The organism is Priestia sp. YIM B13551 (assembly GCF_042787905.1).
Lineage (GTDB): Bacteria > Bacillota > Bacilli > Bacillales > Bacillaceae_H > Priestia.
The window spans coordinates 192,798-219,151 of record NZ_JBHZOX010000001.1 but is presented as its reverse complement, the minus strand read 5'-3'; the positions used below and the strand labels follow the sequence as shown (position 1 = coordinate 219,151).

At 37.5% G+C, this 26,354-nt stretch carries 31 protein-coding genes and 1 pseudogene; 3 read left to right on the top strand and 29 right to left on the bottom strand.

The features are described 5' to 3' along the window. Positions 1 to 5: 5 nt before the first annotated feature. The 4 genes from ACFX4N_RS01140 to ACFX4N_RS01125 all read right to left on the bottom strand — a co-directional run bounded on the left by ACFX4N_RS01140 (position 6) and on the right by ACFX4N_RS01125 (position 2,842). Positions 6 to 1,001 (bottom strand): LLM class flavin-dependent oxidoreductase, encoded by a 996-nt coding sequence (locus ACFX4N_RS01140; protein ID WP_057273303.1) that lies wholly within the window; start codon positions 999 to 1,001, stop codon positions 6 to 8. 14 nt (positions 1,002 to 1,015) lie between these two features. Further along, entirely contained in the window at positions 1,016 to 1,300 is a 285-nt protein-coding gene (locus ACFX4N_RS01135; protein WP_013057364.1) for a DUF3219 family protein, read from the bottom strand. 134 nt (positions 1,301 to 1,434) lie between these two features. Further along, positions 1,435 to 2,028 carry an undecaprenyl phosphate transporter UptA gene (gene uptA, locus ACFX4N_RS01130; RefSeq protein WP_013057365.1) on the bottom strand — a complete coding sequence of 198 codons (594 nt, stop codon included), beginning with the start codon at positions 2,026 to 2,028 and terminating at the stop codon, positions 1,435 to 1,437. Positions 2,029 to 2,122: 94 nt separating this feature from the next. Further along, complete coding sequence (locus ACFX4N_RS01125) at positions 2,123 to 2,842, bottom strand: endonuclease V (RefSeq protein ID WP_328143063.1); 720 nt, start codon at positions 2,840 to 2,842, stop codon at positions 2,123 to 2,125. Positions 2,843 to 3,109: 267 nt separating this feature from the next. Here ACFX4N_RS01125 and ACFX4N_RS01120 point away from each other — a divergent pair, with 267 nt between their 5' ends. Continuing rightward, the gene (locus ACFX4N_RS01120; RefSeq protein ID WP_098196574.1) at positions 3,110 to 3,982 is read left to right on the top strand and encodes a glycerophosphodiester phosphodiesterase; all 873 of its coding nucleotides are present in this window, start codon (positions 3,110 to 3,112) and stop codon (positions 3,980 to 3,982) included. A 26-nt stretch (positions 3,983 to 4,008) separates the two neighbouring features. Here ACFX4N_RS01120 and ACFX4N_RS01115 read toward each other — a convergent pair whose 3' ends face one another. Next, on the bottom strand, positions 4,009 to 4,803 hold the full coding sequence (locus ACFX4N_RS01115) for a carbon-nitrogen hydrolase family protein (RefSeq protein ID WP_057273306.1): 795 nt from the start codon (positions 4,801 to 4,803) through the stop codon (positions 4,009 to 4,011). Between the two features lie 12 nt (positions 4,804 to 4,815). Then, the gene (locus ACFX4N_RS01110) at positions 4,816 to 6,075 is read right to left on the bottom strand and encodes a sigma-54 interaction domain-containing protein (protein ID WP_057273307.1); all 1,260 of its coding nucleotides are present in this window, start codon (positions 6,073 to 6,075) and stop codon (positions 4,816 to 4,818) included. A 242-nt stretch (positions 6,076 to 6,317) separates the two neighbouring features. Here ACFX4N_RS01110 and ACFX4N_RS01105 point away from each other — a divergent pair, with 242 nt between their 5' ends. Both ACFX4N_RS01105 and ACFX4N_RS01100 read left to right on the top strand, forming a co-directional pair. Beyond that, positions 6,318 to 7,088: a carbon-nitrogen hydrolase family protein gene (locus ACFX4N_RS01105; protein ID WP_063671774.1), complete on the top strand. Its 771-nt coding sequence runs from the start codon at positions 6,318 to 6,320 to the stop codon at positions 7,086 to 7,088. A 41-nt stretch (positions 7,089 to 7,129) separates the two neighbouring features. Continuing rightward, positions 7,130 to 8,524 (top strand): APC family permease, encoded by a 1,395-nt coding sequence (locus tag ACFX4N_RS01100; RefSeq protein WP_377260680.1) that lies wholly within the window; start codon positions 7,130 to 7,132, stop codon positions 8,522 to 8,524. A gap of 39 nt (positions 8,525 to 8,563) precedes the next feature. On the opposite strand, the gene ACFX4N_RS01095 is transcribed toward ACFX4N_RS01100, so the two are convergent. The 23 genes and pseudogenes from ACFX4N_RS01095 to ACFX4N_RS00985 form a co-directional block, all read right to left on the bottom strand. Continuing rightward, complete coding sequence (locus tag ACFX4N_RS01095) at positions 8,564 to 8,743, bottom strand: hypothetical protein (protein WP_082888763.1); 180 nt, start codon at positions 8,741 to 8,743, stop codon at positions 8,564 to 8,566. Between the two features lie 131 nt (positions 8,744 to 8,874). Continuing rightward, positions 8,875 to 9,369 (bottom strand): hypothetical protein, encoded by a 495-nt coding sequence (locus ACFX4N_RS01090; protein WP_057273309.1) that lies wholly within the window; start codon positions 9,367 to 9,369, stop codon positions 8,875 to 8,877. Between the two features lie 53 nt (positions 9,370 to 9,422). Continuing rightward, the gene (locus tag ACFX4N_RS01085) at positions 9,423 to 9,953 is read right to left on the bottom strand and encodes an ankyrin repeat domain-containing protein (RefSeq protein ID WP_057273310.1); all 531 of its coding nucleotides are present in this window, start codon (positions 9,951 to 9,953) and stop codon (positions 9,423 to 9,425) included. A gap of 27 nt (positions 9,954 to 9,980) precedes the next feature. Next, positions 9,981 to 10,469 carry an immunity protein YezG family protein gene (locus tag ACFX4N_RS01080; protein WP_057273311.1) on the bottom strand — a complete coding sequence of 163 codons (489 nt, stop codon included), beginning with the start codon at positions 10,467 to 10,469 and terminating at the stop codon, positions 9,981 to 9,983. Positions 10,470 to 10,698: 229 nt separating this feature from the next. Next, the gene (locus ACFX4N_RS01075) at positions 10,699 to 11,154 is read right to left on the bottom strand and encodes a DUF4274 domain-containing protein (protein ID WP_057273313.1); all 456 of its coding nucleotides are present in this window, start codon (positions 11,152 to 11,154) and stop codon (positions 10,699 to 10,701) included. 172 nt (positions 11,155 to 11,326) lie between these two features. Next, positions 11,327 to 11,518, bottom strand: coding sequence for an immunity protein YezG family protein (locus ACFX4N_RS01070; protein ID WP_235567356.1), 192 nt, complete (start codon positions 11,516 to 11,518; stop codon positions 11,327 to 11,329). Positions 11,519 to 11,550: 32 nt separating this feature from the next. After that, complete coding sequence (locus ACFX4N_RS01065; protein ID WP_235567308.1) at positions 11,551 to 12,036, bottom strand: immunity protein YezG family protein; 486 nt, start codon at positions 12,034 to 12,036, stop codon at positions 11,551 to 11,553. Positions 12,037 to 12,154: 118 nt separating this feature from the next. Then, the gene (locus tag ACFX4N_RS01060; protein WP_057273314.1) at positions 12,155 to 12,724 is read right to left on the bottom strand and encodes a suppressor of fused domain protein; all 570 of its coding nucleotides are present in this window, start codon (positions 12,722 to 12,724) and stop codon (positions 12,155 to 12,157) included. A gap of 328 nt (positions 12,725 to 13,052) precedes the next feature. Then, the gene (locus tag ACFX4N_RS01055) at positions 13,053 to 13,568 is read right to left on the bottom strand and encodes an Imm6 family immunity protein (RefSeq protein WP_274589384.1); all 516 of its coding nucleotides are present in this window, start codon (positions 13,566 to 13,568) and stop codon (positions 13,053 to 13,055) included. Between the two features lie 977 nt (positions 13,569 to 14,545). After that, positions 14,546 to 14,884, bottom strand: a pseudogene (locus ACFX4N_RS01050) (T7SS effector LXG polymorphic toxin); the annotation flags it as partial. A 305-nt stretch (positions 14,885 to 15,189) separates the two neighbouring features. Beyond that, a complete protein-coding gene (locus ACFX4N_RS01045; RefSeq protein WP_057273316.1) occupies positions 15,190 to 15,669 on the bottom strand; it encodes an antitoxin YezG family protein in 480 nt (159 codons plus the stop codon). Further along, positions 15,662 to 16,057 (bottom strand): DNA/RNA non-specific endonuclease, encoded by a 396-nt coding sequence (locus ACFX4N_RS01040; protein ID WP_244659686.1) that lies wholly within the window; start codon positions 16,055 to 16,057, stop codon positions 15,662 to 15,664. The genes ACFX4N_RS01045 and ACFX4N_RS01040 overlap by 8 nt, the downstream gene beginning before the upstream one ends. Positions 16,058 to 16,147: 90 nt before the next feature. Continuing rightward, positions 16,148 to 16,444 carry a hypothetical protein gene (locus ACFX4N_RS01035; protein ID WP_057273318.1) on the bottom strand — a complete coding sequence of 99 codons (297 nt, stop codon included), beginning with the start codon at positions 16,442 to 16,444 and terminating at the stop codon, positions 16,148 to 16,150. A gap of 263 nt (positions 16,445 to 16,707) precedes the next feature. Further along, positions 16,708 to 17,157 (bottom strand): immunity protein YezG family protein, encoded by a 450-nt coding sequence (locus ACFX4N_RS01030; protein ID WP_057273319.1) that lies wholly within the window; start codon positions 17,155 to 17,157, stop codon positions 16,708 to 16,710. 410 nt (positions 17,158 to 17,567) lie between these two features. Next, positions 17,568 to 18,032 (bottom strand): SMI1/KNR4 family protein, encoded by a 465-nt coding sequence (locus ACFX4N_RS01025; RefSeq protein ID WP_057273320.1) that lies wholly within the window; start codon positions 18,030 to 18,032, stop codon positions 17,568 to 17,570. Between the two features lie 150 nt (positions 18,033 to 18,182). Then, positions 18,183 to 18,623: an SMI1/KNR4 family protein gene (locus ACFX4N_RS01020; RefSeq protein ID WP_057236039.1), complete on the bottom strand. Its 441-nt coding sequence runs from the start codon at positions 18,621 to 18,623 to the stop codon at positions 18,183 to 18,185. 15 nt (positions 18,624 to 18,638) lie between these two features. Next, on the bottom strand, positions 18,639 to 20,765 hold the full coding sequence (locus ACFX4N_RS01015) for a T7SS effector LXG polymorphic toxin (RefSeq protein WP_377260674.1): 2,127 nt from the start codon (positions 20,763 to 20,765) through the stop codon (positions 18,639 to 18,641). A gap of 18 nt (positions 20,766 to 20,783) precedes the next feature. Then, positions 20,784 to 21,041, bottom strand: coding sequence for a YwqI/YxiC family protein (locus tag ACFX4N_RS01010; RefSeq protein ID WP_013083474.1), 258 nt, complete (start codon positions 21,039 to 21,041; stop codon positions 20,784 to 20,786). Next, the gene (locus ACFX4N_RS01005) at positions 21,038 to 21,469 is read right to left on the bottom strand and encodes a YwqH-like family protein (protein WP_053487341.1); all 432 of its coding nucleotides are present in this window, start codon (positions 21,467 to 21,469) and stop codon (positions 21,038 to 21,040) included. Before ACFX4N_RS01005 ends, ACFX4N_RS01010 begins: the two co-directional genes overlap by 4 nt. 336 nt (positions 21,470 to 21,805) lie before the next feature. Next, positions 21,806 to 23,200: an MATE family efflux transporter gene (locus tag ACFX4N_RS01000; RefSeq protein ID WP_057273322.1), complete on the bottom strand. Its 1,395-nt coding sequence runs from the start codon at positions 23,198 to 23,200 to the stop codon at positions 21,806 to 21,808. Positions 23,201 to 23,354: 154 nt separating this feature from the next. Further along, entirely contained in the window at positions 23,355 to 23,987 is a 633-nt protein-coding gene (locus ACFX4N_RS00995; protein ID WP_057236023.1) for an HlyD family secretion protein, read from the bottom strand. 29 nt (positions 23,988 to 24,016) lie between these two features. Continuing rightward, on the bottom strand, positions 24,017 to 25,672 hold the full coding sequence (locus ACFX4N_RS00990) for an MFS transporter (RefSeq protein WP_057273323.1): 1,656 nt from the start codon (positions 25,670 to 25,672) through the stop codon (positions 24,017 to 24,019). Positions 25,673 to 25,865: 193 nt separating this feature from the next. Continuing rightward, positions 25,866 to 26,303, bottom strand: a complete 438-nt coding sequence (locus ACFX4N_RS00985) for a MarR family winged helix-turn-helix transcriptional regulator (protein WP_057236015.1) — start codon at positions 26,301 to 26,303, stop codon at positions 25,866 to 25,868. Positions 26,304 to 26,354 lie beyond the last annotated feature (51 nt).

Genomic DNA, 26,354 nt, shown 5'->3' with positions numbered 1-26,354 from the left:
GGCTCTTATTTTTTGCATTTCTTTGCTACAAGCTCATACGATTTTAATCGGTCAGCCGGATCGTGCGTAATGGTCACAAGCATGAGTTCATCCGCTCCGTAGCGTGCTTGAACTTCTTGAAGACGCTCATATACTTCTTCTGGATTTCCGATAATCATGGCTTCTTTCATTTTCTTGATTTTTTTCTCTTCTTCTTCTGTAAACGGATAGCTGGCCGCTTCTTCAATAGAAGGCACGCCTTTTGCTTCCATTTTATCCTGCTGAATTTTCCATACGAGTGAGCTCGTTGCGATGAGATGCGCTTGCTCGGTTGTTTCAGCGCAAATGACCGATACAGTGACAATCGCATAGGGCTGATCTCCGCTCTGTCTTGGCTGAAATGCCTGTTTGTACTGATCAATAATAGCTGAACCGTCTTGTTCACTCATAAACTGTCCAAACGTATAGGCCATTCCGTTTCTAGCGGCGAGCTCAGCACTTTTTTTACTTGTGCCAAGAAGCCAAGGTTCGGGAGAGACCGGCGGCAGCGGCGAAGCTGAAAGCTTTGCGTATTCATGTTCAGCCGGAAATTTATCGTCTAAAAACTGAAGAAGCTCTTCAACAAGTTCAGGCATTTTAAATACTTGCTGCAAGAAATTATCCGACAGCGCATTTGTTGCTTCAGCGGATCCACCCGGCGCGCGCCCAATTCCTAAATCAATGCGCCCTGGAAACAGCGTTGCCAGCATGTTATACGTTTCCGCTACTTTATACGGCTTGTAGTGAGGCAGCAGCACCGCTCCCGATCCAATTCGAATTCTATTAGTCTGTGCGCCGATATAGCCAAGCATCACTTCAGGAGCCGAACAGGCAAGTCCAGACAAATCATGATGCTCTGCAATCCAGTAGCGTTCATAGCCAAGCTTGTCACCAGCCTTGGCCAGCTGCATTGATGCTTTTAACGCTTCAGCTGGGGTCTGATGGGATGAAACGGGCGATTGGTCGAGTATACTTACTTTCATCACGCATCTGCTCCTTATTCGTTCACTTCAATTAAACTTAATGAAAAATCCCCTACCTGTCCTTTTTCATATAAATTTGTAAAAGATGTGGAGTACTGATGAATCGTTCCTTGAAAATCCAGATCTTCTTCCGGGACATTTACATGAAAGGTGCCTTTATATAACAGTGTAGTAATATCATGATATTCCTCACTTGTTACTTTAAAATCAACTGAAATTTTCGTTTTGCCTTTTACAATCTCTTGTTCATAGCTGTAAACTTGAATAGGCGTATCATTTAATACAATTTCTTGTACCACGTTAAATCGTCTCCTTTTTTAGTGCGTATGAAAAATAATAGCACTTGAAGAAGTCATGAGCAAATAAAAGAGCTTCTGGTTGCGCATGCAAAAAAAGCATGGCTTTTTGCCATGCTTTCAGTCAAAAAACGATCTTATACGCGCTTTGTACGCGTGCGTTTGAATACGAAATAAAGAACAATAATAACAAATGCCGCAACTACAAACGGAAGCGTATATTTGCTTGCTACGTCTTCAATGTTCGCCCAGTTCTCGCCTAGCTTTCCCCCTAAGTAAATAAATAAAATCGACCAAGGAATCATCGCTAACACGGTTAAAGACGTAAATTTCCAAAACGGCATTTTAGCAATACCTGCAGGAATCGAAATTGCATGTCGAACAACCGGGACAAAACGAGCAGAGAAAACAACGCCCGCGCCGTATTTATTAAACCAGTTTTCCGCAAGATCAATATGCTTATCATGAATAAATAAGTACTTGCCGTATTTTTGAAGAAACGGACGTCCTCCGTAGGCTCCAATCCAATATAAAAACCACTGTGCAATCGTTCCGCCAATAATTCCGGCAATGACTGCTCCAGGAAAACTAATCATACCTTGAGAAATCATATACCCTCCGTAAGCTAGTACAATTTCACTTGGAATGATTTCAATCATTAAACCGAGCGCAATACCTAGATAGCCAAGGCTCGTTAGAAAATCTAAAATACTCGCAACAAATGAACTCACCTTTAATCACCTTACTCATTCTTTAATAATTTTACACTACTACTATATTCCAACCATCAGTATAAAAGGAAACTATGAACTCATTATGAACAGCTTACTTCCCCGTTGACTGCCGATACCTTTTCCGCAGCTCATGCGTATGCAGATCTGCTAGGCGCACCGGAATCGGAAGCTTACTTTCTTTGGAAATAAAATGCATCATGAGCTGATATGACATGTCCAAATCAATATAGTTTCCGCACGACAGAAAAATAGGCTTTACTCCTTTTGCTGTCCTTACTACTCTACCATAAACTTCGCCATCAATCACAATATCTTCATAAGCGCCTGCTTCATCTTCAGGCATAACGTAGTCATATCCCTTGATCTTTAAATAGCTTTTCCCAATTCCAACGGTGGGTTTATTGAGAAAAAACGAAGCATGTGTGGCTACTCCCATATGCTCATAGTGCAAATATCCGTTGCCATCAAATAAAAACACATCGGGCTCTACTTGAAGTTTTTTAGCCGCTTCAAGTATTAAAGGAAGCTCTCGAAAAGCTAGAAACCCAGGAAGATAAGGAACCGTTACTTCTCCTACACTGTGCACTTTTTCCACAACGTTTTTCGTCTGATAATCAACCACTACAATGCTGCACGCTCCGTAGGATACGCCGTTTTCTTCCCAATACGCAACATCAACACCAGCACAGTTATGTATATGCGCCATTTTGACGCGTGATGTTAAATCAATTTGTGCTTTTAGCTTTTGCTGAAGCGTCCGGCACTCCTCTTTTGTTTGCATCGTAAACGTATGTATGTACTGAATATCCATGTTCCATTCCTTTCATTGACTGACTCACCTATTATACAACTATTTTCTAAGAAATTCCTATTCTTTTTTTACACCTTTTATTATAGCGCTGTTTCCTTAATATTTAATTAAAATCACTATTCTTTTACGCATTTTTTGTAAACATCACCAGGAAAAAGTCCCTATTTTTCTTTACGAAATGTCAACGCTTTCTACATACTTTCGCTATATCAGCATCATATTTTTTCGTTACGCTATTTCTATACCAACGCATAGGAGAGAAACGTGATGAAAAAATATTTAGCTGGTCTAAGCGCCGTCGCCTTGTTATGCTGTTCAATCGCCTCTTCTGCTTTTGCACGCACGGAAGAAAAACTTACGAACATTGCGCACCGAGGAGCTTCTGCTTACGCACCTGAAAATACAATGGCTGCTTTTCACCAAGCGCTAGAAATGAATGCGGATTACATTGAACTTGACGTGCAGCAAAGCAAAGACGGTGTACTCGTTATTATGCATGACCGTACCGTAGACCGAACGACAAACGGAAGCGGGCACGTTCGAGAATTAACGTACGCTGAGCTTCAGCGCTTGGACGCAGGAAGCTGGAAAGACGATTCTTTTACGAATGAAAAAATTCCAACTCTTTCACAAGTGTTAGATGAATTTCAAGGAAAAATCGGTATATTGATAGAGTTAAAAGCGCCGGAACTTTATCCTGGAATTGAAAGAAAAGTAGCTTTTGAAATCAACAAGCGACAGCTCGATCACATTATCATTCAGTCTTTTAACGTTTCATCCATGAAAAAAATGCATGAGCTTCTCCCAAATGTTCCTATAGGCATACTAACTTCTTCAGAACGAGATGCAAACCCAAACTCAATTCAGCAATTAGCCGCTTTTGCCACTTACTTTAACCCGTCCTATGACATCCTAACGCCTACTCTCATCCACCAAGTCCATTCTGCCGGAATGAAAATATCACCGTGGTCTGGAACCAAGCGGCTTCCGGCTTCATTTTTGTGGAAAACAAAAAGTGACGGAGTGATTACGAATTATCCGGATGAAGTGAATTGGGTGCAAACATCAACAAAAATAGGGAAAACCATTCACGCAAGCTCCGCGAGCCACACTGCTCGCTTAGTTGGTGTAAAAAAGTAATAGCAGCTTTCTTTAATAAAGAGCTCTTATAACCCTTCTCTTCTGTATAAATCTGACTTTCGATTATCTAAATAGTTCAAAATTTCCTTTGAACTTACCGAAGACGATAGGTCTATGTCAACAATCGCAAGATCCTCATTATTAAGAGATTTAAACACACAGTGCCCATTAGGATTAATAACTTCACTTTCACCAAAATAGACATAGTCATCTTCTAATCCAACTTTATTAGCAGCTGCAATAAAAATATGATTTTCTAAAGCTCTTGACCTCAAATAAACGTGCTGATGATGCTCGTAAGGAATCATGTTCGCACAAAGAACAAAGACGACTTCGGCTCCTTTTAATGCTAGAATTCGCGCCACTTCAGGAAATTCCATATCATATGTAATCATTACTCCAAACTTTCCTTGAGGTGTATCAAAGACTGGTATACTATCTCCAGAAGTAAAATATGAATTTTCATGATCAAAAAGGTGAATTTTACGATAAGTTCCTACTATCTCACCTTTCTTATTAATAAATACAGCGGAATTATATATTTTAAAGTGGTGTCTTTCCGGAAAACCAAGAATAACTCCTATTTGTAATTCTTTAGCACATTTTTTAACTTTCGTGATTAATTCTCCTTCTACTGATTCAGCTAATTCCTCCACCTGTTCATTTAACAAAAAACCAGTCAAAAATAATTCAGGGAATAACACAAAATCCGCACCTTGATCTTTAGCCGCTTCCATCGTTCCAAAAACTCTCTTTAAATTTTTATTTTTATCATGCAAATTGCTTCTAAGCTGGGCTAATGCAATTTTTAATTGACGCATCCCTTCACCTCTTTAAAAACCTTCTTTTTTGTATACTTTTAATTTTTTTGAAATAGTAGACTGATCAACCTGCAGTACTTCTGCTACTTTGTAAGTACTTTTGTATTCACCGTAAGCTTTTAAAATTAATTCTTTTTCTACTTGTCTTTTAGCTTCTTTCAAAGACATTGGTGCTTTAGGAGAAAATGACCAACCGTTTTCACGTATATTTTTTTCTTCTAGCACTTCTTTTTCAGTCATATTTGTGACGACAATTCTTTCTATCGTGTTTTCCAATTCCCTTATGTTTCCTGGCCATTTATATTGGATAAGCTCTTGTTTTACTTCATCATTAATTTCTTTTCGAAGATGATATTTTGTATTATATTTAAAAAGAAAATGATCAATTAAGATATGTATGTCCTTTTCTCGCTCTCTAAGAGGTGGAATAGTGAGCGGTACGACATTAAGCCTATAGAACAAATCTTCACGAAATAATTTTTTCTCAACAAGCTCCTGTAAATTTTTATTTGTTGCAGCAATTACTCGTACATCTACTTTTTTTTCCTCTGTACTTCCTACTTTTCGCACCGCGTTTTCTTGCAAAACACCTAGCAGTTTTGCTTGTAGGTTTAAAGGAAATTCCGCAATTTCATCTAGAAAAATTGTTCCCTTATGAGCAGCTTCAAATAAGCCGACCTTTCCTCCTTTTTTTCCGCCTGTAAAAGTTCCTTCTTCATACCCAAATAGCTCTGATTCGATTAAACTCTCTGGAATAGCACCACAATTAACAGAAATAAAAGGCTGCGTTGAACGTGTACTAGTACTATGAATAAATTTAGCAATTTGACTTTTGCCTACTCCCGATTCACCTAGTAGAAGAACAGTGGAGCCTACATGAGCAATTGTTTCAATAATTTTACCAATTCGTTTCATAGCAGATGATTCCATAATCAACTCATCAGTTTTATGCTGATCTTGATTGGAATAAGGGTTAAACATGCTTTGAGATATATTCGCTAATGTCACGATTTGATTTATGTAAGCGTTCGCTTGGACAAGGTGGAGGGTAAATAGATAGGTTCTTCCCTCATAGGTGCTTAATAACTGAGTAGAGCCACTTGGAGCAGCAGTAAAGACCTTTTTCCACTGAACTTCTTCAAATAACATACTTTCTTGAAACAGCGATAAGTGACTGGTTTGTTTATTATTGATAGATACGGTATCAATGCGTCCTTCATGATTTATGATGACTACTATTGATTCGCGGGTACCTATTGAAGAATTCCTCATTATCCATTTCCTCCTTTCGATTGTTTCTAATGAAAAATCGCATCATTGATGATAAAAATCATCATCTTAGCTTTCCAAATAACTGTATAAGCAGAATATGACTTATTTTCTTTTTCTCCCTATTAGTATAATGAAAAAATTCATCTTTTTAAAGATTAAAAATCAGAATTGACTGAAAAAATACGTTGGCACACTTCTTGCTTGTATTTATAGTGAAAACTATTATGAGGAGGTATTTTACAGTGAATATTACAATTGCTCAGTTTTGTCCTGTACTAGGCAATAAAAAAGAAAACATTCGAAAAATAAATGACTGTATCAAGCAAGCTGTAAGCGAACAGGCTGACCTTGTTGTCTTTCCGGAACTTTGTTTAACAGGTTATTTTATTTGGGATGATATTAAGGAGCTAGCTGAATCCGTGAGTGGTGAAAGCTTGCAGCTTTTCCAACAAAGCTGCAGGGATCACAGCATCCACGCCGTTATATCTTTTCCTGAAGTAACAGCTAACGGGCATTATCATATTACATCAGCTCTTATAGATGATACCGGAACTGTAATTGGTACGTATCAAAAAACACATCTTTTTGACAGGGAAGCAGAAATCTTCCGCCCAGGCAACACTTTACCTGTTTTCAAAACCAAATTCGGAAACATTGGATTAATGATCTGCTATGACCTTGAATTCCCTGAAGTGGCCCGAACTTTAAAAATAAAAGGAGCGGATTTACTCATCATCCCGCTTGCTAACATGAGCCCTTACGAAGATTATCAAATAACTTATTTAAAAAGCCGTGCTATGGAAAATGAGCTGCCGATTGCTCTATGCAATCGAATAGGCTCTGAAGAAGATACATTCTTTTTTGGACATAGCGCAGTCGTCAACAGTAAAGGAAAAGTTCTTCTAAAAATGGGTAGCAAGGAACAAATCTCAACAGTAGCTATTTCTTTAGAGGAATCAAAAGATCAGAAGCTTAATTACCTTATGCACAGAAGAGCGGATTTGTACAAATAGATATAAGAAGATTAAAAACAATTTTTAAGGGAGGCGCAAAGATGGAAACAAAAAGAAACCAAGCAGTTCCAACTTTGAAGTTGTCACATATTGTTTTGTTTGGACTTGCTTATATGACACCAATGATTGTATTTGGTATTTATGGCTTGTTGGCTGAAACCACCCATGGACTAGTTTCCACTGCCTATATAGTGGCTTTAGCTGCTATGCTATTTACCGCTTATAGCTACGGTAAAATGACTAAAGCTTTTCCTATTGCAGGGTCTGCTTATACGTATACAAGAAAATCCATAAATCCATATGTCGGATTTATGATTGGATGGGCTGTTTTACTAGACTACCTGTTTCTTCCTATGGTTATTTGGCTTATCGGAGCTGTTTATTTACATACAGCTTTCCCTAACATTCCTCTTTGGGCATTTGTACTAGCCTTTATTTTTATTACAACTGTTATCAACATGATTGGCTTAAAAGCAGCGGCGAGCGTCAATACATTAATGATGATTTTTCAATTGCTCGTAGTCGGTATTTTTATTTCACTAAGCATTATATACCTTATAAAAGGCTCATCACCTTTTGCACTCTTTAGCTTTAACCCATTCTTGAACGAGCATTTTTCCTTTTCGTTTGTAGCCGCTGGCGCTTCCATTGCTTGTTATTCTTTTTTAGGATTTGATGCTGTTACAACTCTATCTGAAGAAACCATTAATCCTGAAAAAACAATGCCAAAAGCTATCTTTCTTATTACACTAATTGGAGGCATCATTTTTATTGGAGCTTCTTATTTTCTACAGCTTGTTCATCCTGACTATACATCTTTTCAAAATATTGATTCAGCAGCATTTGAAATTGCCGTACAAATCGGCGGCAATTTATTTAGCTCTATTTTTCTAGCTGGATTAATTATTGCTCAATTCGCATCTGGCTTATCTGCTCAAACAAGCGGAGCCCGTTTATTATTTGCAATGGGAAGAGACGGCGTACTTCCCGCTAAGATATTTGGTTATCTTCACCGAAAGTCAAAAACACCCCTAATGAATATTTTATTCATAGGAGGCATTTCATTACTGGCTGTTAAGCTTGATGTAAGTACATCTACTTCATTTATTAACTTTGGAGCATTTTTAACGTTTATTTTTGTAAATCTATCGGTCATTTTTCACTATTACTTCACGTTAAAAAATGAAAGAAAGAATCGTTTTCTTCTGTACTTTCTTATACCAGCTATTGGAGCAGCCCTTGATTTCTATCTCTTTATTAATCTGGATAAACACGCCTTAGTGCTAGGAAGCATCTGGACTGCCATAGGACTTGTGTACTTAACTTTTCTTACAAAAGGATTTAAGCTTTCTCCTCCAGAAATGGACTTCGATGAAGAGGAAATAACGAAATCTTCCTCTTTTGCATATCAAAAAGCTGCTGAAAAGACATTATAACTTTTTTTAAAAAAGAGGTTGAAACATAACGAAATGAATTCAATCTAAAGACGAACAAATGGGATACATGAGCTGAACCGCTTGTGACACGGCAGTTGATTTCCGTGCAAGACTTCGCTTTCCGCGAGCGGGCACTGAGCCTCCTCGTCGCTTGCGCTCTTGCGGGGTCTCATCTATCCCGCTTTTCCCGCAGGAGTCTTCGTCTTGCCATCCAATCAACTGCTAGAAGGAATTAAATAGATAAAACCTACGTTCACCATCAAAAAAAAAAAAAAAACGAACCACTAATCAAACATGTTGATTAATGGTTCGTTTTTCACTTTGTCTAAAACCAACGCTTCTTTTTGTCTTCACACCTCAAATAAACTTTCTCCGTCCTTATTCACCCAATACTTTTCTGTTTCTGGAATCAAAGCTGTAAAGTCTTTGTACGTTCCTTTCCAATCGCTTGGAACATATTCTTCAAATGAAGCAGGCTCAGGAAACATGGAATAGAACGTCTTTTGATCAAAATTCACTAAAAATGAAGGGCTAAAATCTAATGCATCTTCTTCATCTCCGCTTTCTATTTTATCTTCAAATAGCTTTAAAAGAGTTGGCACCTCTGCTTTATACGACTCTATACGTTTTAAAAAAAGCTCAGCATTTTCACTGCTAAGAACCTCGATCCCTTTTCGTTCAGGTTCAATGTATTCGTCAACGGCTGAATCACCTTCATTTTCAAAAGCTTGTGCAAACTTCACATAATCCAAATACCATAGCTTTCGGTCAGTCACATACCATTGAAACTGCTTTTTATGTACAACTCCGACAATTACGTTTTCAGCATATATGGGTTCTAGCATGAGGTGGACCTCCTTGCTTTTATTAGCTTTGTAACCTGTTGTATGCGATTTAATTAGTCTTCAAGCACTCTCTTTTGTACTTTTTCATTCAGCTTTCGCTTTAAATATTCAGCAATCTCAGTCTGCCCAAACTCCCTTGCATATTCATAGGCATTCATATTTTTGATATTTTCTCCTGTGTATCTAATAGACACATCTATTCCTTTTTGTACTAAATATTTAACTACTTCTTGATGCCCCCCATAAATTGCTCCAAACAGCGGATTTCTCTTCGCTAAGCTCACATCTAGTTCTGCTCCAGATTCTATTAAATACTTTACTATCTCTAAATTGCCGGACCCAGCTGCTAGATTTAACGCAGAAGCATTGAATGTCCCGCCTTTCGCATTAACGTCAATTCCTTTTTCAACTAAATACTGGACGATTTGAAGGTTCTCTTTTTTAACCGCTACATGTAACCACGTACCAAATACAGTCACGGTATTTAAAACCTCTATATCATCGCCTATTAGTTTTTTCACTACGTTGATATCGCCAGTTTTAATGGCATTTCTTATCAATTTCTTACTAGGGTTTCGGTCCACTATGCAAACTCCTTCATTATCATCTACTCAAATAGGATCATTCGGAAATTCACTATCGTACTTTGCAATTAATGCTCTATCTTTTTCTTCACTTGCTTCTTCACCTAGATATTTACGTTTCCAAATCATCATTTGGTCACTAAAACTATACTTTGTATCAAACCAATTCGTATAATCATAGTGTATGTTCAACTTCCTGTTACTATCTACAGACATTGTAAATGAATACCAAAGCTCTTGATGATTATTTTCAAAACTGTTTCTTAATTGATTGCTCAATTCAAACAGTTTTCTTTTACATTTTTTAAATTCTTGTTGATCCACATGATACTCAAACGGGATTTTCAAGCTATACGTAAAACTTTGTGTATTCTGAGGTGTATTATAAAAAAAATAAGTACCTCCCCCAGTTTCTGATATTTGAGCATAAAAATAAAACTTTCCCCATTCTTCTGGTATCATTTTATTCACTGTTTCAGCTATTTCTTTATGTAATTGCTTCATTTCATTTTCCACTTTTAGCAACCTCCGATACATTTGACCTTAATGAAACACCAACAAAAACGGTCTCACCTGCCACTCTTTTCATGACTTCAGTTCGTTCAAATTCTATACCTACCATTCTTCCAGATTTAGCTGCTTGATATTGATATTTAGCTTCCTTTATGTATTTTAGACTTAGACCTAACTCTTTTCTCTTTTTATAATGCATCAATTAACCTAAGGTTAGTTAGTTACTAATTCATTATATTTTAAAAATATCAACCACATCTCCTGGAGATTTATTAATAAGGAGTTCAGGAATGTTTGGATTACTCTTCTTTAATTTATATTTTTGAATATTTGTTAATTCAGGATTGAAAGAAATATCCTGAGATGTAAACTCTAAGTTTATAAGTTTATTGTAAACTTCCCCTAAAAATTTTTTCCAATTTCCCAAGGGAGAATTTAAAACCTCACCAGGATCTTCTAACATACGATACCCGTCCGCATAATGAAACATCAGTAAACCTGTTCCAAAATCACAAGCTGCATTTTCTAGAATAACTGTTGGCACTTCAAATCCACTATTCCAGTTATAATTTGCAGCAAAGTAATGAAGCAATAGAGAGTTATTAGTATTCAATAAATAACTTATTATGTAATCCTTATCTGTCCTATTAAGTAACTGTTGAAGAAAATGAATATCGTCCTTATCCATAAGTTGTTTCCTCCTTTTAAATACACTCAAATGCTATAAATTATTGATTATTGCTGTTAAAACCTTCTTCATATCTTTTCATTTTCATCATTTGTTCTTTATCTTTTTCATCCGCTAATTCTCTACTTAAATATTTGTATTCAAAGTACTCAATTCGATCTGAAGGTCCAAATTATGAGTCATTCCAGTTTACATAACTAAAGTGCACCTTTAAGTTTGTTTTATCATTCACTATCATCGTAACTGAATACCAAGGTTCTTGTTCATTCTCCATAAATACGTTGTGTAATTGAACCGTTAAATGAAATAATTCATGAAGAGAATGATTGTACGCTTTTTTTTCGACTTGATATGTTCGAGGTATTAAATGTGAATATTGATATTCGTTTTCTTCTCCTACAACTTTATAAAAAAGTATACTCCACCTTCTCCATCTTTCACTTCACCATTAAAGTAAAAACTGCCCCATTCAACAGGAATCATATCGCTTACCTTTTGAGTAATTTTACGATAAAGTGTATGAAGTTCATTTTCAAATGACATATTATTCCCCTCTGCTTCATTAAGCACTAAGTTATTCATTTCTCCCCTATCTTTTGCAACACCTTCTGTCGTTTTGATTAAATTTTTCACCATATTAAGTGTAATCTCTTCTTCATCTTCATAAATTTTAATACTTGCTCTCATTAAAAGTAACTCTTCAGCAGATGCTACTAAACGTTCCAAGGCTTCTGCATCATAATAATTACATGCAATCACAGGATTTCTCATACTAATATTTTGTTTTATGTCGCTTATAGATTTAAATATTTTTTGTCTTAACAAAGGAATATATTTATTAATATTTGAGTCATTCAGAATTACTAAACTAATGGCTTGCATATGTACGACTCCTCCTACTCAGTCATCAAAACATTCACGGTCACTTGCTGATGTAGTATTTATATATTACTTGATACAACAACTGAATTCGAAAGCGCTATTAATAGATAATTAGCTATCAAATTACAGACTTTCTATTAACATTCAAAGGATCTACATTGCTTTCTTCTAACAACTCTTCAAACTTTTCTGCTCCATATGTTATAAAAAAGTCATATTCAGCTTGAGAAATAAAGAAACTTAACAAAACTTTACCCATTTGTTGTGTGCTCTCAGTATCTAGCTCATGATATTCTTCGGGAAAAGCAAACGGTTCAGTAAAGTAAACTGCATTTTTATCGTATTTTTGGTAAAATGACTTTTCAATACTTTCAATACCGCTAACCGCTGTTCCACGCCCTATTTCTATTTCATTACCGAGACAGTAAAATAACACATTAGCCAAGATATATCCTGTGCTATTAAATGCTTCATCCACTACCATCGGAATTTCCATATTATCCCTTAAAACTTCTTCATAGTTACTTAATCCTAATGTATTAAACACTAAACATTCTTCAAAGACATTTTCATATTTTAAAATTTGTATACTAGGAAGCTCTTCATTATTCCGATAAATTTCTCGGTCTATTGGCTCACCTAAATATTTACTATAATGATCGTAATAAAGCTCTCCGTAGTTAATCATTTTTTGACCTCTCCTCTATATTTCCTATTTACGTCTGTTGCGAGCTTCTCTAAAGTCTAAACATAAGAAATCCCCAGCAAATAGTGCAGCAATAGGAATCACGTCTATTCCTATTGATACTCCTTGATGGTACTACCTTAATGGGTTATGAACTTCAATAAATCATCATTTAAGTACACAAAGTATGACTATCTCAAAAAAACAAAAACACTTGTTACCTAAAAGGCTGATTCTCTCTTATCATTTAAGGTAAAATCAGTCTTTAAAAGTATAACAAGTGTGCTTAGATTACTAAATAATTATGAATTTTTTGGGGTTGTTTAGTTATTTATTTCTCAATAGATTCATTAATAAAAATCTTTACTGAAGTTAAATCCACCTTTTTATCAGTATCTTTCGGATAATTTTCTTCCAGAAAATGTAATAATCTATCTGACAAGCTGTTATTCTCATAAACCTTCTCAAAGTTTGTTATGAAACTTTCGACAGTCTCGTAATCAACACTTTCAATAGTCTGTGGGAGATATTTACCTTGTTCATATTGATACGCCTCCCAAATTATATATGCCAAAGCATTTCCTATACATATCCATACTTTTTCATTATCTTCATCATTATCGAGTTGCATATAAGTCATGATATCTGTTTCATCCATGTTTTCTAAATATAAATAAAGGTTAGATGCGTCAATATTCTTAAACTTTAACCATTCCCAAGCTTTTTCTAATGACTCAACAGCTACTTCAAATCCTTCAGATTTAGAAATCTTGTCTATAATCAAGTCCGATAGCGACAATAGATAAACTACTTTGGCATCCTCACTCAAATTATTAAATCGATTCATTTAACCCACTCCTAATCAATATATACACCATTTTTCACTCTAAAATTTAACCTTCCAGTGACTTTAGCACCTTCTACCGCCTGTGAGGTTACCTCAACAATTAAGTTAGGATATTTTAAACTTAATTGTTTTATTATACCTGGATCTTTTTTAGGATTTCCTAACCCACTAAGACAAGTTGGACATACCCCAGAGGGGTTAGATTGATGTAGCTTAAAAATCCCAACTACATCCTGAGGTTGTATACCTGCTTTCTCGACTGCCTCAACAAATTGATTCGCTACTCCCTCTTCAGCATGTCTTGTAGCAGATGGTATTTTCCCCGAAGATTTTATTGGTCTGTTTGGATTTGATACATCAAGGTCTGAAAGGCCAGCTTCTTTCCTAACTTTCGGTGACCCTCCTTCAAAAATCAACCCTTCAAGTTCCTTTACATCAGTTTTACCTACCGCTATTGTATCAGTTTCTGGAACATTCCACTTTTTTCTTAAAGCGTCCAAATCTGTCTTACCAAAGTGGATATTACCATTACCAGTACCCTCAGTATCCTTTTGAATTGAACGTTCACTCACATGCTCTACTTTTACAGGCTCGTCAACCTTTTTGACCGTCTCTACCTTAACCGAATCACCCAGCTTCTCCACATCACGCTTGGACATAAATCTTCCGCCAGCTCCGCGATAGCGATTATGAACTGGATCGTAGGTCACCTTGCCAATCATCTGCATCGTCTGCTGCTTCACATTCTGCAAGGTCTCTCTCACCGTCTGCTGGGCAAGTGCTGGACCAGCCGGCACAAGTTCTGGCCCCAGTCTTGGCATGCTGCTGTCTAGGATGTTGTTATACGTTTTATGTAGCGACTGTGTCCAAGAGGCCGGTGCGTTTTTGACGCTTTGGTAGGCTTGTTTTGTGACGTTGGCAACGGCGCTTGTGCGAAGCGTGTTGCGCATGTTGTTGAGCTTTTCGGTGCCTTTGGTCGCAAGGCTTTGTCCCATTTTCCCCGCTACCTTCGTAGAAAGCGCCCCAGCTCCAGCAATTCCTAATGCTTGCAGAAGACTTGCTTTATGCTGCTCTTCACTGATTTTATTCCCGAACATGTCGCGTCCGGTCATATATTCTCCTAAGCCGTTTGCAGCCACAAGACCGTAGAGGCCTTTTTCGGTTTGCTCCAGGACTTTGAAGGATTTGGCGGATTTGTAGGCGTCTAGGGCGTGATCCGCTGCGCTTAGGCCTTTAGCCGTTTTATAGATTGCTTTTCCGCCTTTTGCGGCTCTTCCTACCCAGCCGACGACCGGAATGAAGCCGGCTGCTGTGACGTAGATAGTTTTACGCCAGCGACAAATATTTAAGTGAAAGATATTAATATCAAGAATAAATTCTCATTCATACTCCACGTTAAAATTTACCTTTAATTCACAAGTCTCATATAATTGGTTGGTTAAACGACTTATTATCCTTGCCATCATAATAAAAAACTTGATAAGTCTTAACTTATCAAGTTCATAGAATAGAAACCCTCTATGGTTTCTATTTAGCTCACATTATCTTAAAGAGTAGAATATTCACTAAGACAGCTTATTTCATAAAAAACCCTTTTAATTTTCGTTTTTGTATTAACCTTTTAGTTATCCTTTACAGCCTCAAGATATCTCTCTAGATGTTTTTTCCCTAATTTACTCTTTGGTAAGACACCAAGATATTCATATTTCCATATTGTCTTCCTAGCATAGGAATCTGCTGTTGAAAGATCATCATAATTAAATTGGATGTTGAACTTTCCTTTATTGTCAAAAACTAAAGTGAAATTGGTCCATGGCTCTTGCATCTCATTCTCAATAAACACTTTCCATAGTTCTTGTATGCAATCTAATAACTCATTCCATTGTTTAGAATATTCTTCTTCACTTACTGGAAAAATTTCAGGAATGTCGTGGCTGTAGATAATCTCATCACTATCATTAGGATGATAATAGAAGTAAGCTGTTTGTGCACCTTCAACTACTTCACCATAAAGGTAAACTTCAGACCACTCTTTGGGAATGGTCTCTATTACGATATTCGCTATGTCTTGGTATAAATTATTCAATGTTTCTTCATTCATCTAATATTCCTTCTGGTACATTATCAAATCGCCTAAAATCCCAATCTTCTTCACCAATTTTATACCTAATATTAAAACTACTTGGACGTATAGAATCGCCTTTATAATTTGGTGTTATTTTCACTTGTACTTTTTCATCAAGTTCCAAGGCATCGGCCCATGTATTCTCAAGTTTCTTCCATTCGCCCCTATTTAAATTACTATTCATGGGAACCAAATTGTCTAGGTTTCCACACCCTTTTAAAATACTGGAAATCAAATGACCTCCGTCATCACCTGACAAACGATCATTATGTTCTACAACTCTTTGTGATGTTCTACAACTCTTTGTGGATATTGATTTCTTCTTTCTTTTTCTAAGGTTAATGTGTAATTCGGCCTTTTTCATTGGTAGTGTAAGTATGCCCAGATTTAGATGTATATTGAATGTCTGGTTTTAATACTTTTTACGATTTACTCTTGTATAATGCTTACCATATTAAACTTTATTTACTGTCCTACCTGTAGAGGTTACCACTTGAACTGTCTCTACACTATCTCTTGTTGCTGCAAATTTCACAATGTGGTCTTTGGCCGTATCTATTACATCACCTAATTTAGTAGGAGGCAAATAACCACTTTCCAGTTGATAATATGGCTGCGGTAAAGATACGTTTCTTAAATTTTCATATCCTTTTTTCACATGTTCAGCAAGTAAATTAGGTAATTTTTGCACACCTTCGTATGCTTGATTGAATTTTGATCCAATTACATTTTCTCTCAACATGTTCCGCATATCACTAAGTTTCTTCGCTCCGTTGACAACGGCGCTTGTGCGAAGCGTGATCAGACATTAAGTTAATTCATTTCAAAATCTCACATAAAAAAATGCAAGTACCCTCCGTATTTTTCATGGAGATACTTGCACTTTTATGAACCTCGTCACTTTCTTCTGGACCTATAACTATATACCTGAAAAACTTGGAGGGAATCTAAAACATGACGATTTATTGGTTTAAATTAAACTGAATTCTACTAAGCTCACACATCAATACTAAATTAAAGCTTATTATTTTTTACTTCTTCAAACCACTCATCAGCAATATCACTAGCCGTTTTAATATCATCATTTGTGTGTACTAAATCATACTTATATTCTGCTTTAAAGCGGCTGCTCCTTGCATTATAGATCAGCTTCATCTCTGTCGGCATATCTCTTTCATACTCTCTACATAGTTCTTCATTTTTTTCAACATCATCATTGATAATGTTCAATACCATGGACTGTCGCTTTGTAGATACATCATATTTTTTATTTCCCCATGCATCATTTACTCTATGACGCTCTACGTATTTATCATTAATTAAATAAAAAAAGCTGCTTGATATCATATCTTCTTCACACGAAGCATACACATACACTTTATCAGCGCTATCTTCAACGTACTCCATACATATAGATATCATATCAGCTTGTAATTCACTAAACTTATCTTCATACTCTTTCATTTTGCTTTTTCACTCCTTAGATTAACTCTCAAGAATTCCAGTTAACCTTACCTAAAAAATCTTTTCGTTCCTTTGGTCACCATAGAGTGACCCACCTTGTTTGCGTAGCGTAACGATAGTGCACTTGCAATGACTAGCGATTGGAATAAGCTATTTTGGCGCTATTCTATTTTATAAGCCTTAACTTTTATAAAATAGAAAATAAATGATGAAATGCGCAAATGCGTTTAATAAAAGCACCGATTGCCTAGAAAATGCAATCGGTGCTCCCGCTTACTCTTGCAAACTTTTTATTGCCAAATTAATCTCATTAATTCAGGAATAAAAGAATTTATACCTATTTACGAACGTAGGCTTTATAAGTTTCCGAATAAAATTAACAAAAAAATAAGTTTAGCAGCGCTCTAGGGTTATTTGTTTGTTAGGCTTTTTATAAAATCTTCAAAGCTATAAGAAATAAGGCTAAAATGCGTGTTAGAAGGTTCATACTCTTCTTCGTAGATGTCTTCCATGTCTAAGCTCCAATAATAAACCGCTCCAGCATCTTCTCCTGATAATGACAAGCAAATTTTGTTATCAATTGGATCTTCGCCAATAATTAGAAAATTATCAGGTATTACATGGTTACTATGAAAAGCCAAAAATACATTCTGTACATTTTTATGCACATCTTTAGTGAATGGAAGTATGGATGTTAAAGATGACGTGATTTTTTTGTCTAAGGTTTGAAACCTTCGTATAGTAGGATTACCGCCATTGGTTTTAAGTAAAAACTCTTTATAATCATCGGGCAATTGAATATTCCACTCTTCTTCGAATGATTGAATCTCTTGCAAATTTGCAGGCTTACTATTATTTTTAATTTCTATATTCATAAATAAATATTAACCTCCCTCTATAAATTATCTCAGTCCATAACTTTGCAACCCATATCATACCCAGAGACTCTTTCTTTTAGTTTCAAGTTTTAAAAAACTCGTTTAACTGCGACGCTACTTATATAAAAAATACGCTATATAAGAATTTTAATCATCTAGCGAATATAGCTTTTCTAGAAGCTCTGTAAATGTATCACATATATGGTATATAGCTTGTTCCTTCTCTACTTCATGATCAAAAAACACAATTGTCGGTTCACTAACGTTTTTTCTATAATCAAAGCAAAGAAGATTTCCGAAAGGATCTCTCGCAAAAGGATAAATGCCACTTGGTAACACTTGCGATTTCATTTCATAGACTTCTACTATATTAGCATCATCGCTTGTAAAGCTTAACAAACATGAAAATACCAGTTCACTCTTCACATCAGTGTCAAAAACTTTAGGCTGTGGGTATCCTCCATTAAAATTTAATATGCATTTTTTATAATCAAGGGGAAACTGTATATTAAAATAACTTTCTACATCATTAATTACTTTTTCTGAAATAGGGCTATCTAATGGTTGAATCCAATTTATCTTTTTCACTTTATTCTCTCCTCATTAACTCAATTTCCCTTCTCTTCCTGCTCTTCCTCCTCCCCAAATAGCCCTACCTCCAGTGTGCTTAGCTACTTCATGTTCATAATAATCTACCAATTGCATTCTACCAATATCTTGATGGTGATGCCAAGTTAGAGACGCTGGTACCTCCCCTGCACTAATTAAACGTAGTTCGGCGTCATTAAACTTTCCAGCTAATAATTTATTTTTTTCAATTTCTAAAGCTAAACCTTTTGTTAAGCTTCTGAATTGCCTTGCATCAGATGCTAAATGTAACTCTTCTACTAAATTAACCTCATATACGGAATTAAAAATAGGATATCCTTGTATATCATAAGTAACTTTATATTCTTTACCATTTTTACCAGAAATCAAAGTGTAAGTTTTTGTTCCATCATCATTAATTGTCATCTCTTTATATTCTCGAGGTTGTATCGGCTTTCTGCTTTTTTTAGGAAGGAATTCATTTACATTTGGAAGAGGTTGAATTGTTTTTTTTCCTTCTTTTAAATTGCTAACCGTCTCAACCTCAATCTCATCACCCAGTTTTTTAACATCACTCTCTGACATAAACCTTCCGCCAGGTCCACGGTAGCTGTTGCGATCCGGATAATATTTCACTTTCGTTACCATCTGCATCGTCTGCTGCTTCACATTCTGCAAGGTCTCCCTCACCGTCTGCTGGGCAAATGCCGGACCTGCTGGTGCTAGTTCTGGCCCCAGTCTTGGCATACTGCTGTCTAGGATGTTGTTATACGTTTTATGTAGCGACTGCGTCCAAGAGGCCGGTGCGTTTTTGACGCTTTGGTAGGCTTGTTTTGTGACGTTGGCAACGGCGCTTGTGCGAAGCGTGTTGCGCATGTTGTTGAGCTTTTCGGTTCCTTTGGTCGCAAGGCTTTGTCCCATTTTCCCCGCTACCTTCGTAGAAAGCGCCCCAGCTCCAGCAATTCCTAAGGCTTGCAGAAGACTTGCTTTACGCTGCTCTTCACTGATTTTATTCCCGAACATGTCGCGTCCGGTCATGTATTCTCCTAGCCCGTTTGCAGCCACAAGACCGTAGAGGCCTTTTTCGGTTTGCTCCAGGACTTTAAAGGATTTGGCGGATTTGTAGGCGTCTAAGGCGTGATCCGCTGCGCTTAGGCCTTTAGCCGTTTTGGAGATTGCTTTTCCGCCTTTTGCGGCTCTTCCTACCCAGCCGACGACCGGAATGAAGCCGGCTGCTGCCATGGCTCCTGCTGCGACGCGCTGTGAGGTAGAAAGTTTTTCACCTGTAACAGGGTCCACGCCTTCTGCTGCTCGTTTATAATCATAATATCCGCTGACCTCTCCTGTAAAGGTAGAAACCGCGTCCCACGTTTTTTCATACCACGGCTTGTTTGCTTCTTCTTCTTGCTTTTTTTCCAGCTCGTATACTTCTTCTTGCTGCTTGTTGTAGTCAACATATGAAGTCGCATAGTCGTTTAGCTTTGTTTGCACTTTATACAGCTCGCTGTCGTGATAGGCTTTTTCGTTAAAGGCAAGCTGATAGGCGCTTCCTCCTTGACTCGTAGCAAGCTCTAAGCCGCTTACTAGCGTATCCACTACCGTATAGAAGTCGTCCATTTCGCTGTATTCTTTTGACCATTCAGCGTCAAGCTGGTTCACTGCTTCAATTGTATCGGTGCGTTTTTTCTCTGCTTCTTCTATTTTATCGTTAAACTCACTCGTTGAAAACGCTGAAATAGAGACGATATCGTCAATACCGTTTAAAATACTCTGCAGATCGTCGTGCTGCTGAGCAACCATTTGTTTAGCATTGCTGTTGGCGTTTTTTAGCTCTGTTTCTAAAAATGATTCAGTTACAATCGTGCTTCCTGTTAGCTTTGCTTTTTCAGCTTTAACGTGAAGCGTTGAAAAATAGCTTTGCTGCATTTTAATTAAGTTTTCCCACTGTCCGGCCGTATCGGCGTGCTGCTTATAAAAAGATTTTATATTGTCAGCGCCTTTTCCTTCTAAGCTGCCTTCTAAGTCCGCTACGCCCTGCAGCGCTTTTTTCAGTTCACCCAGCTGGCTGAGTAACTCATCGTAGGCTTTTTCCCTGTCTTTTGCTACATCAAACAGCGCTTTTGCATCGTATACCTTTCCCACAGTCATCCCCCTTTGCTGCTACGAATGGATAATAGATTCGTCTTGTTCTTTTAGTAAGTCTACATTAGATTTTGTATCTTTTACGTTTTTGTTTAATGCTTTTATATAAGTAGAAATAAGCGTTTGAATTTCTTCTTCGCGCGCTTCCCATTTCTCTGTAGTATCAAGGCTGTTTTTTCCAAGGTCAGGCATTTTGCTAATGGATAAATTTCCAATCGCTGTGCTGACTGCTTCAAGCTTTTTGATAACGTCAGCGTGATCAAGCTTAATTGTCATGAAAACAGCCCCCTTCTAATTTCACTAATCTTGTTTTCTACTGCGTCATAGGCTTCTTCACCTTTAGCTAATAAAGAATCCGCTTCTCCAATAGCGGCGTTCAAGCCACTCAAAGCTCCTTTTTCAGCTTCTAGCGCCCATATCTTTGTTTCAATTTCACGAATGTATCCATCGTAATCACCGTCTAAAATGCCTTTTATGTTGTCGTAGGCTGCCGTACGTTTTTCGTCAAAATCATCCGATAACGTACCCGTCCATTTGTCTCCCAGCTCAGGCTTTTTGATGTGTTCAATTTCTTGTAATGAAACAGCTTGTTCATGCTCAATTTTACTTTTAGCTGTTCTTAGCTTAGAGATCTTTCCTTCTACATCTGAGACTCTTCCAGATACTTCACCCAGCAGTCCGTCTAATACGCTTCCTAACCCCATATCGTTCCTCCTGTTCCGCACAATTCGAGTTTAATCCAATAATTATAAGTATAAAATTTGTCTCATTATAGCTAAATAGGAAAAAACTCTCTTTTTTATGCTTCTAGTTTCATGAATTGAGATAAAAATGGAAAATCAGAGAAAAAAGACTCATGTCTAAATACGTCATCCAACCATATACCGTTATCTAAAATAAAGAATAAGTAGAATAAAACCATTCCTTTGTACCCATACCCGTTTTTTCCTACAAATTAAAGCTTTTTGCGTAAAAAGACCAACTTCACTTCGTTTTTTTACACAGCAAAAAACCTCTGCACATTCTGCAGAGGTTTTGTTTTATACTTGAACCGGCGTTGGTTCTTCAGCTGTTTGTTCGTGCTGCACAAGTCCGTAGTTTTCCCACGCCCGGCTTTTCCAGCGGAAAAACATAATAACTGCGCGCGTCCATTCGTCGGCTGCAATGGCAAGCCAAATGCCAGCAAGCCCCATGTCTAAATGGAAAACGAAGAAATAACCGAGCGGCAAGCTCATCATGACCATCGACATGGCACCAATTAACACCGGATATTTGGCATCTCCCGCTGCCCGCAGCGAGTTAATCAGCACAATGTTCATCGTTCTTCCCGTTTCAAGCAGAATACTCAGAAGCAGCACCGTCGCCCCAAGCTCAATGATATGCGGATTGTCTGTGAACACGCTGATCAGCTGTGTTCTGAATGTCATCACAAGAACAACCATCATCATCGTTACGGCACTGGCCCATTTGACGCTTTTCCATACGCGATGGTACGCCTCATCTTTTTCGTTTCCGCCTACTAAACGGCCGACAATAATCGCTGTACCCATTCCAATCGCAATGGCAAACAAGTAAATGAACATCGAAATGTTCATCGCGTACTGTCTCGCAGCAAGTGATTCTGCGCCTAGGTACGTCGCATAGTATAAAAAGACAATTTGACAGCCTTGATACATAACCTGTTCAAAAGCCGACGGAATACCGATTTTTAAAATTTTACCGATATATTCTTTTGAAAGCGTAATGTAGTACTGAAATTTCACTCTGTATTCCATCACTTGATACAGCAGCCAAAAGAATACAATCAGCGCAACGAATCGGCTGAACGCAGATGAAATGGCAGCTCCTTGCACGCCCATTTCCGGAAAGCCGAACTTCCCGAAAATTAAAGCATAGTTTCCTGCAATATGAAAAATGTTCATTCCAAGTGAAACAAACATCGCCTGCTTCGTAAAGCCGTGTACGCGAATAATCGCTGCAAGCGAGTTAATAATCGCTTGAAGAAAAATAGCTCCTCCGACGATGGATAAATAGCTTTGTGCATACATCAGCACGTCACCTTGTAAGTTCATAGCTTCCATCATATGTCTTGAAAACAAAAGAAAACCCGCGCTAATGACTAGCCCGACTCCTAAATTTAACGTAACGGCCAAAGCAGAAATCTTTGACGCTTCCATATACCGTTTTGATCCTAAATACTGAGAGACAACAATTGCCGCCCCGTTGCCAATGACCTCTAACACCAAAATCGCAATGTGAAGGTATTGATTGGCTGCTCCGACTCCTGATACGGCATCGTCCGACAGCGCACTTAGCATAAAGGTATCAGCAATCCCCATTAACATAAAAAGAAACACTTCTAAAAAGATCGGCCACGTTAAGAAAAACAAATTCAGCTTTTCTTTTGGCCCTTTTTTTGTTTCGACCGCGGTCATCCCATCACCTTCTTTACCGATATCCAATTTCAAACAAGAAGTATCTTACCACACATTTCCTTTGTATACATCCCCTTTTTAGCACATTTTTTATTTTATTTGTTTAGGCATAAAAAAAGCCGCTCCCTTGAAGGAAGCAGCTTTTTTTCCGTTGTTAAATTGAAATTTTCACTTCCGCATTCATACCTGGAAGAACTTTATCTGATGCATCATCAATTGAAATTTTCACCGGTACTTTTTGCGTTACTTTTGTGTAGTTTCCTGTATTTTGAGCAGGAAGCATAGAAGACACTGAGTTTGTTGCGCGGCCGATTGCTTCAACATGACCTTTAAAGACTTTACCTGAGTCTCCGTCCACTGTAATGTCGACGCTGTCTCCTTCTTCAATATCACCTAGGTCTGTTTCTTTAATGTTTGCATTGATATAGATTTTAGATAAATCAGCTGTTTGTGCTAATACATCGCCAGCTTTTACTAATTGATTTTGAGACGCGTTGTTTTTAATGATTGTTCCGTCGATCATAGACGTTACGTCTGTTGATTTGTCGCCTTCTTTTAAGCTTCCAACAGAGTCACCTTGAGAAACGCTGTCTCCTTCTTTTACATTCCATTCGCTTAACTGACCGTTAGCTGAAGCAATAACTTGTGAAAGCGGTGCTTCTACCTGCGCTTCATCGGTTTTAACGTAATTTGCTTTTTCGTAGAAATAATATCCACCAAAACCTACTAGTAATAAAATCACAATGATTCCAACAATGTTAGTAACCAATAAACGACTTTTACTCATCGGAATTCCTTCTTTCTATAGTTAGTATATTATACAGATGTTTCTTCTGTTTGAGGCGCCGGCAGCATTTTTCTTTCTCCTTGCGGCTCAGTTTTTTCTTGCACCTCTTCTTTTTGAACAAGAATTCTATTTTGACCGCTCCACGCTTTACTTAGTGAAGCAATGAGCATGATTACGCCTAAAATACCAAGCATGAAAAATAAGTTGTGATACGCATGTAAAATCGACGCTTTTTTAGCGCTTGCTACAACAGCCGTCACAGCCGATGTTTTTGCGTCCCCTTGGCTCATTCCCATACCCATATAGCGTTTGATCATTTCAGACAGCTGCAGCTTCACCTGAGGATCTACTGAGCTAATTTGACCTCGAAAATCTTCATAATAAATCGCGTTTTGTCGAACAACAAACCATCCAATCACAGGTGCTACAATCGCTCCTAATAAATTTCGAATGGAGTGCAGTGAAATGGAACGCATCGAAGCTTGATGTAAATCTCCGGCTAATGCCGCTCCTAGTGCACCGGATACCAGTGCCATACTAACACCCATACCAAAGAGCATAATGTGAACATACAAGCTCACTAGTGATGTATCGGCTGATACGTTCACCCAGCTAAATCCTACAATGACAATGAGAAGTGATCCAATCGCTCCAAGGTAACCTGGACCAAATTTGTCATACAAGAATGTCGTAGCAAATGCTGAAATCAGTACCCCAACAAAAAAGTATAAATAAAAATAAGAAAGCGTGGTGTACGATGCATTTTGAACATTTTGCATGACGCCATTAATGCCTGCAATGGCTAGAATATACGCCATATGACCGCCAATCGCCATAATTGTACCTGCAACTGGTTTTACGGCTAGCAGTGATTTTAATGGTACTAACGGATTTTCAGCGGCTAAATCAACTAAGACAAAAATGACAACTAATCCTGCTGCAGCTAGTAAGAACGGCCACACTTGAATAGAAGCAAATCCTTCGTATCTTAGTTCATACAGTGGATACACTAATAAAATCATAATAAGACTAAGAATAAAGATACTTTTCTTATCCACTGGTCGATCTTCTTGCTGAGTTGGATCATGAGCAGGCAATACCTTATACCCAATAAACAGACAGACAAGAGAAGCTATTATTCCTAAAACAAAAACCCAGCGCCAATTATCCATGCTAAGAGATACAGCACCTAAAAAGGCTCCAATCGCCGTTGAACCGAACAGTCCGCCGATCGCTAACACTAAAAAGAAGTTTCGGATTTTATTCGGAAACGAGATCAGCGCAGCTGGAATAATGGTTAAAAACAGCATTCCTGAACTTAAGCCTTGAATCAGACGACCAAGGGATAAAAACGCAACGTTTTCGGAAAAAACGTTGATAATCGAACCTGCTAAAAAGACTAAAACGAACGTTAAGTATGCTTTACGCACGCCATACTTTTTCGTTAGCATCGGACCAATAGGTACTCCGAGTCCAAATGCCAAGTTAGAAATAATAGATGGCAATAGTAAGCTTTGTGTACTCGCATCAAATCGATTTTGAATCAATACTTGATTGACCGTGTAAGATAAATTCAAAAAATACTGAGGGCCAATTGAAAATAGCGTTAAAATCGCCATAATTAAGTATTTAGGTACGCTTAAACCTTGTTTGTCGGAGGCTACTGCTGGATTATTCTGACTCATATTTATTCCTCCTTTTATTAAATTCTTTTCATATGACTAACAATTCCTTACATATTTTATTGTGCAAGTTGTATCATGCAAGTTATAGCAGCACTATATATTATACATCTTTTAATGAAGAAATCAACTTCTTTGTTTCAACTTAAAAAGACTATTTTTCAATAGCCTTTTTGTTCATCTATATGTATTCGTTTTAACATCCATTACTGCGCCATTTTTTAAAATCGTGATTCAAGCGGGATAAGCTTTTTTCCAGTGCTAAAATCTCTTCTTCCGACCAGTCTTCCAATACTTCAGCATAGGCTTGTTTCCGCTTGTTTTGTACATGCTGCAAAATATCTTTTCCTGAATCCGTCATTTCAATTAAACTAATCCGCCCATTTTCTGGACTCGGAAAGCGGCGAACAAACTGTTTGGTTTCAAGCGCAGATACTTGCCGGCTAGCTGTAGATAAGCTCAGCTTTAAATTTTCAGCTAATGCATTAATCCCGAGCGGACTGCGCTGATCTAGCTCGCTTAACAGTAAATATTCAGAACGGTCCAAGCTTCCAAGCTTAGGACTGTGCGTCGTTGTTAGACGAACAAGCAGCGCAATTTCGTGCTCAATGGTTTGCAGCGAGTCTCGCTTCACCTCTGTCTCCCCCTTTATCTCATAGAACATTCTGTACTTTTCGCTATGTTT

Coding starts and splice junctions, on each gene's coding strand:
- ACFX4N_RS00990 (WP_057273323.1), bottom strand. CDS start 25,672: ATGAGTCAGAATAATCCAGCAGTAGCCTCCGACAAACAAGGTTTAAGC.
- ACFX4N_RS01055 (WP_274589384.1), bottom strand. CDS start 13,568: ATGAATCGATTTAATAATTTGAGTGAGGATGCCAAAGTAGTTTATCTA.
- ACFX4N_RS00995 (WP_057236023.1), bottom strand. CDS start 23,987: ATGAGTAAAAGTCGTTTATTGGTTACTAACATTGTTGGAATCATTGTG.
- ACFX4N_RS01120 (WP_098196574.1), top strand. CDS start 3,110: ATGAAAAAATATTTAGCTGGTCTAAGCGCCGTCGCCTTGTTATGCTGT.
- ACFX4N_RS01075 (WP_057273313.1), bottom strand. CDS start 11,154: ATGGATAAGGACGATATTCATTTTCTTCAACAGTTACTTAATAGGACA.
- ACFX4N_RS01125 (WP_328143063.1), bottom strand. CDS start 2,842: ATGGATATTCAGTACATACATACGTTTACGATGCAAACAAAAGAGGAG.
- ACFX4N_RS01115 (WP_057273306.1), bottom strand. CDS start 4,803: ATGCGTCAATTAAAAATTGCATTAGCCCAGCTTAGAAGCAATTTGCAT.
- ACFX4N_RS01100 (WP_377260680.1), top strand. CDS start 7,130: ATGGAAACAAAAAGAAACCAAGCAGTTCCAACTTTGAAGTTGTCACAT.
- ACFX4N_RS01060 (WP_057273314.1), bottom strand. CDS start 12,724: ATGATTAACTACGGAGAGCTTTATTACGATCATTATAGTAAATATTTA.
- ACFX4N_RS01045 (WP_057273316.1), bottom strand. CDS start 15,669: ATGAATGAAGAAACATTGAATAATTTATACCAAGACATAGCGAATATC.
- ACFX4N_RS01035 (WP_057273318.1), bottom strand. CDS start 16,444: ATGCGGAACATGTTGAGAGAAAATGTAATTGGATCAAAATTCAATCAA.
- ACFX4N_RS01010 (WP_013083474.1), bottom strand. CDS start 21,041: ATGACAATTAAGCTTGATCACGCTGACGTTATCAAAAAGCTTGAAGCA.
- ACFX4N_RS01040 (WP_244659686.1), bottom strand. CDS start 16,057: ATGAAAAAGGCCGAATTACACATTAACCTTAGAAAAAGAAAGAAGAAA.
- ACFX4N_RS01065 (WP_235567308.1), bottom strand. CDS start 12,036: ATGCAAGCCATTAGTTTAGTAATTCTGAATGACTCAAATATTAATAAA.
- ACFX4N_RS01140 (WP_057273303.1), bottom strand. CDS start 1,001: ATGAAAGTAAGTATACTCGACCAATCGCCCGTTTCATCCCATCAGACC.
- ACFX4N_RS01110 (WP_057273307.1), bottom strand. CDS start 6,075: ATGAGGAATTCTTCAATAGGTACCCGCGAATCAATAGTAGTCATCATA.
- ACFX4N_RS01090 (WP_057273309.1), bottom strand. CDS start 9,369: ATGCTAGAACCCATATATGCTGAAAACGTAATTGTCGGAGTTGTACAT.
- ACFX4N_RS01000 (WP_057273322.1), bottom strand. CDS start 23,200: ATGACCGCGGTCGAAACAAAAAAAGGGCCAAAAGAAAAGCTGAATTTG.
- ACFX4N_RS01030 (WP_057273319.1), bottom strand. CDS start 17,157: ATGAAAGAGTATGAAGATAAGTTTAGTGAATTACAAGCTGATATGATA.
- ACFX4N_RS01005 (WP_053487341.1), bottom strand. CDS start 21,469: ATGGGGTTAGGAAGCGTATTAGACGGACTGCTGGGTGAAGTATCTGGA.
- ACFX4N_RS01025 (WP_057273320.1), bottom strand. CDS start 18,032: ATGAATATAGAAATTAAAAATAATAGTAAGCCTGCAAATTTGCAAGAG.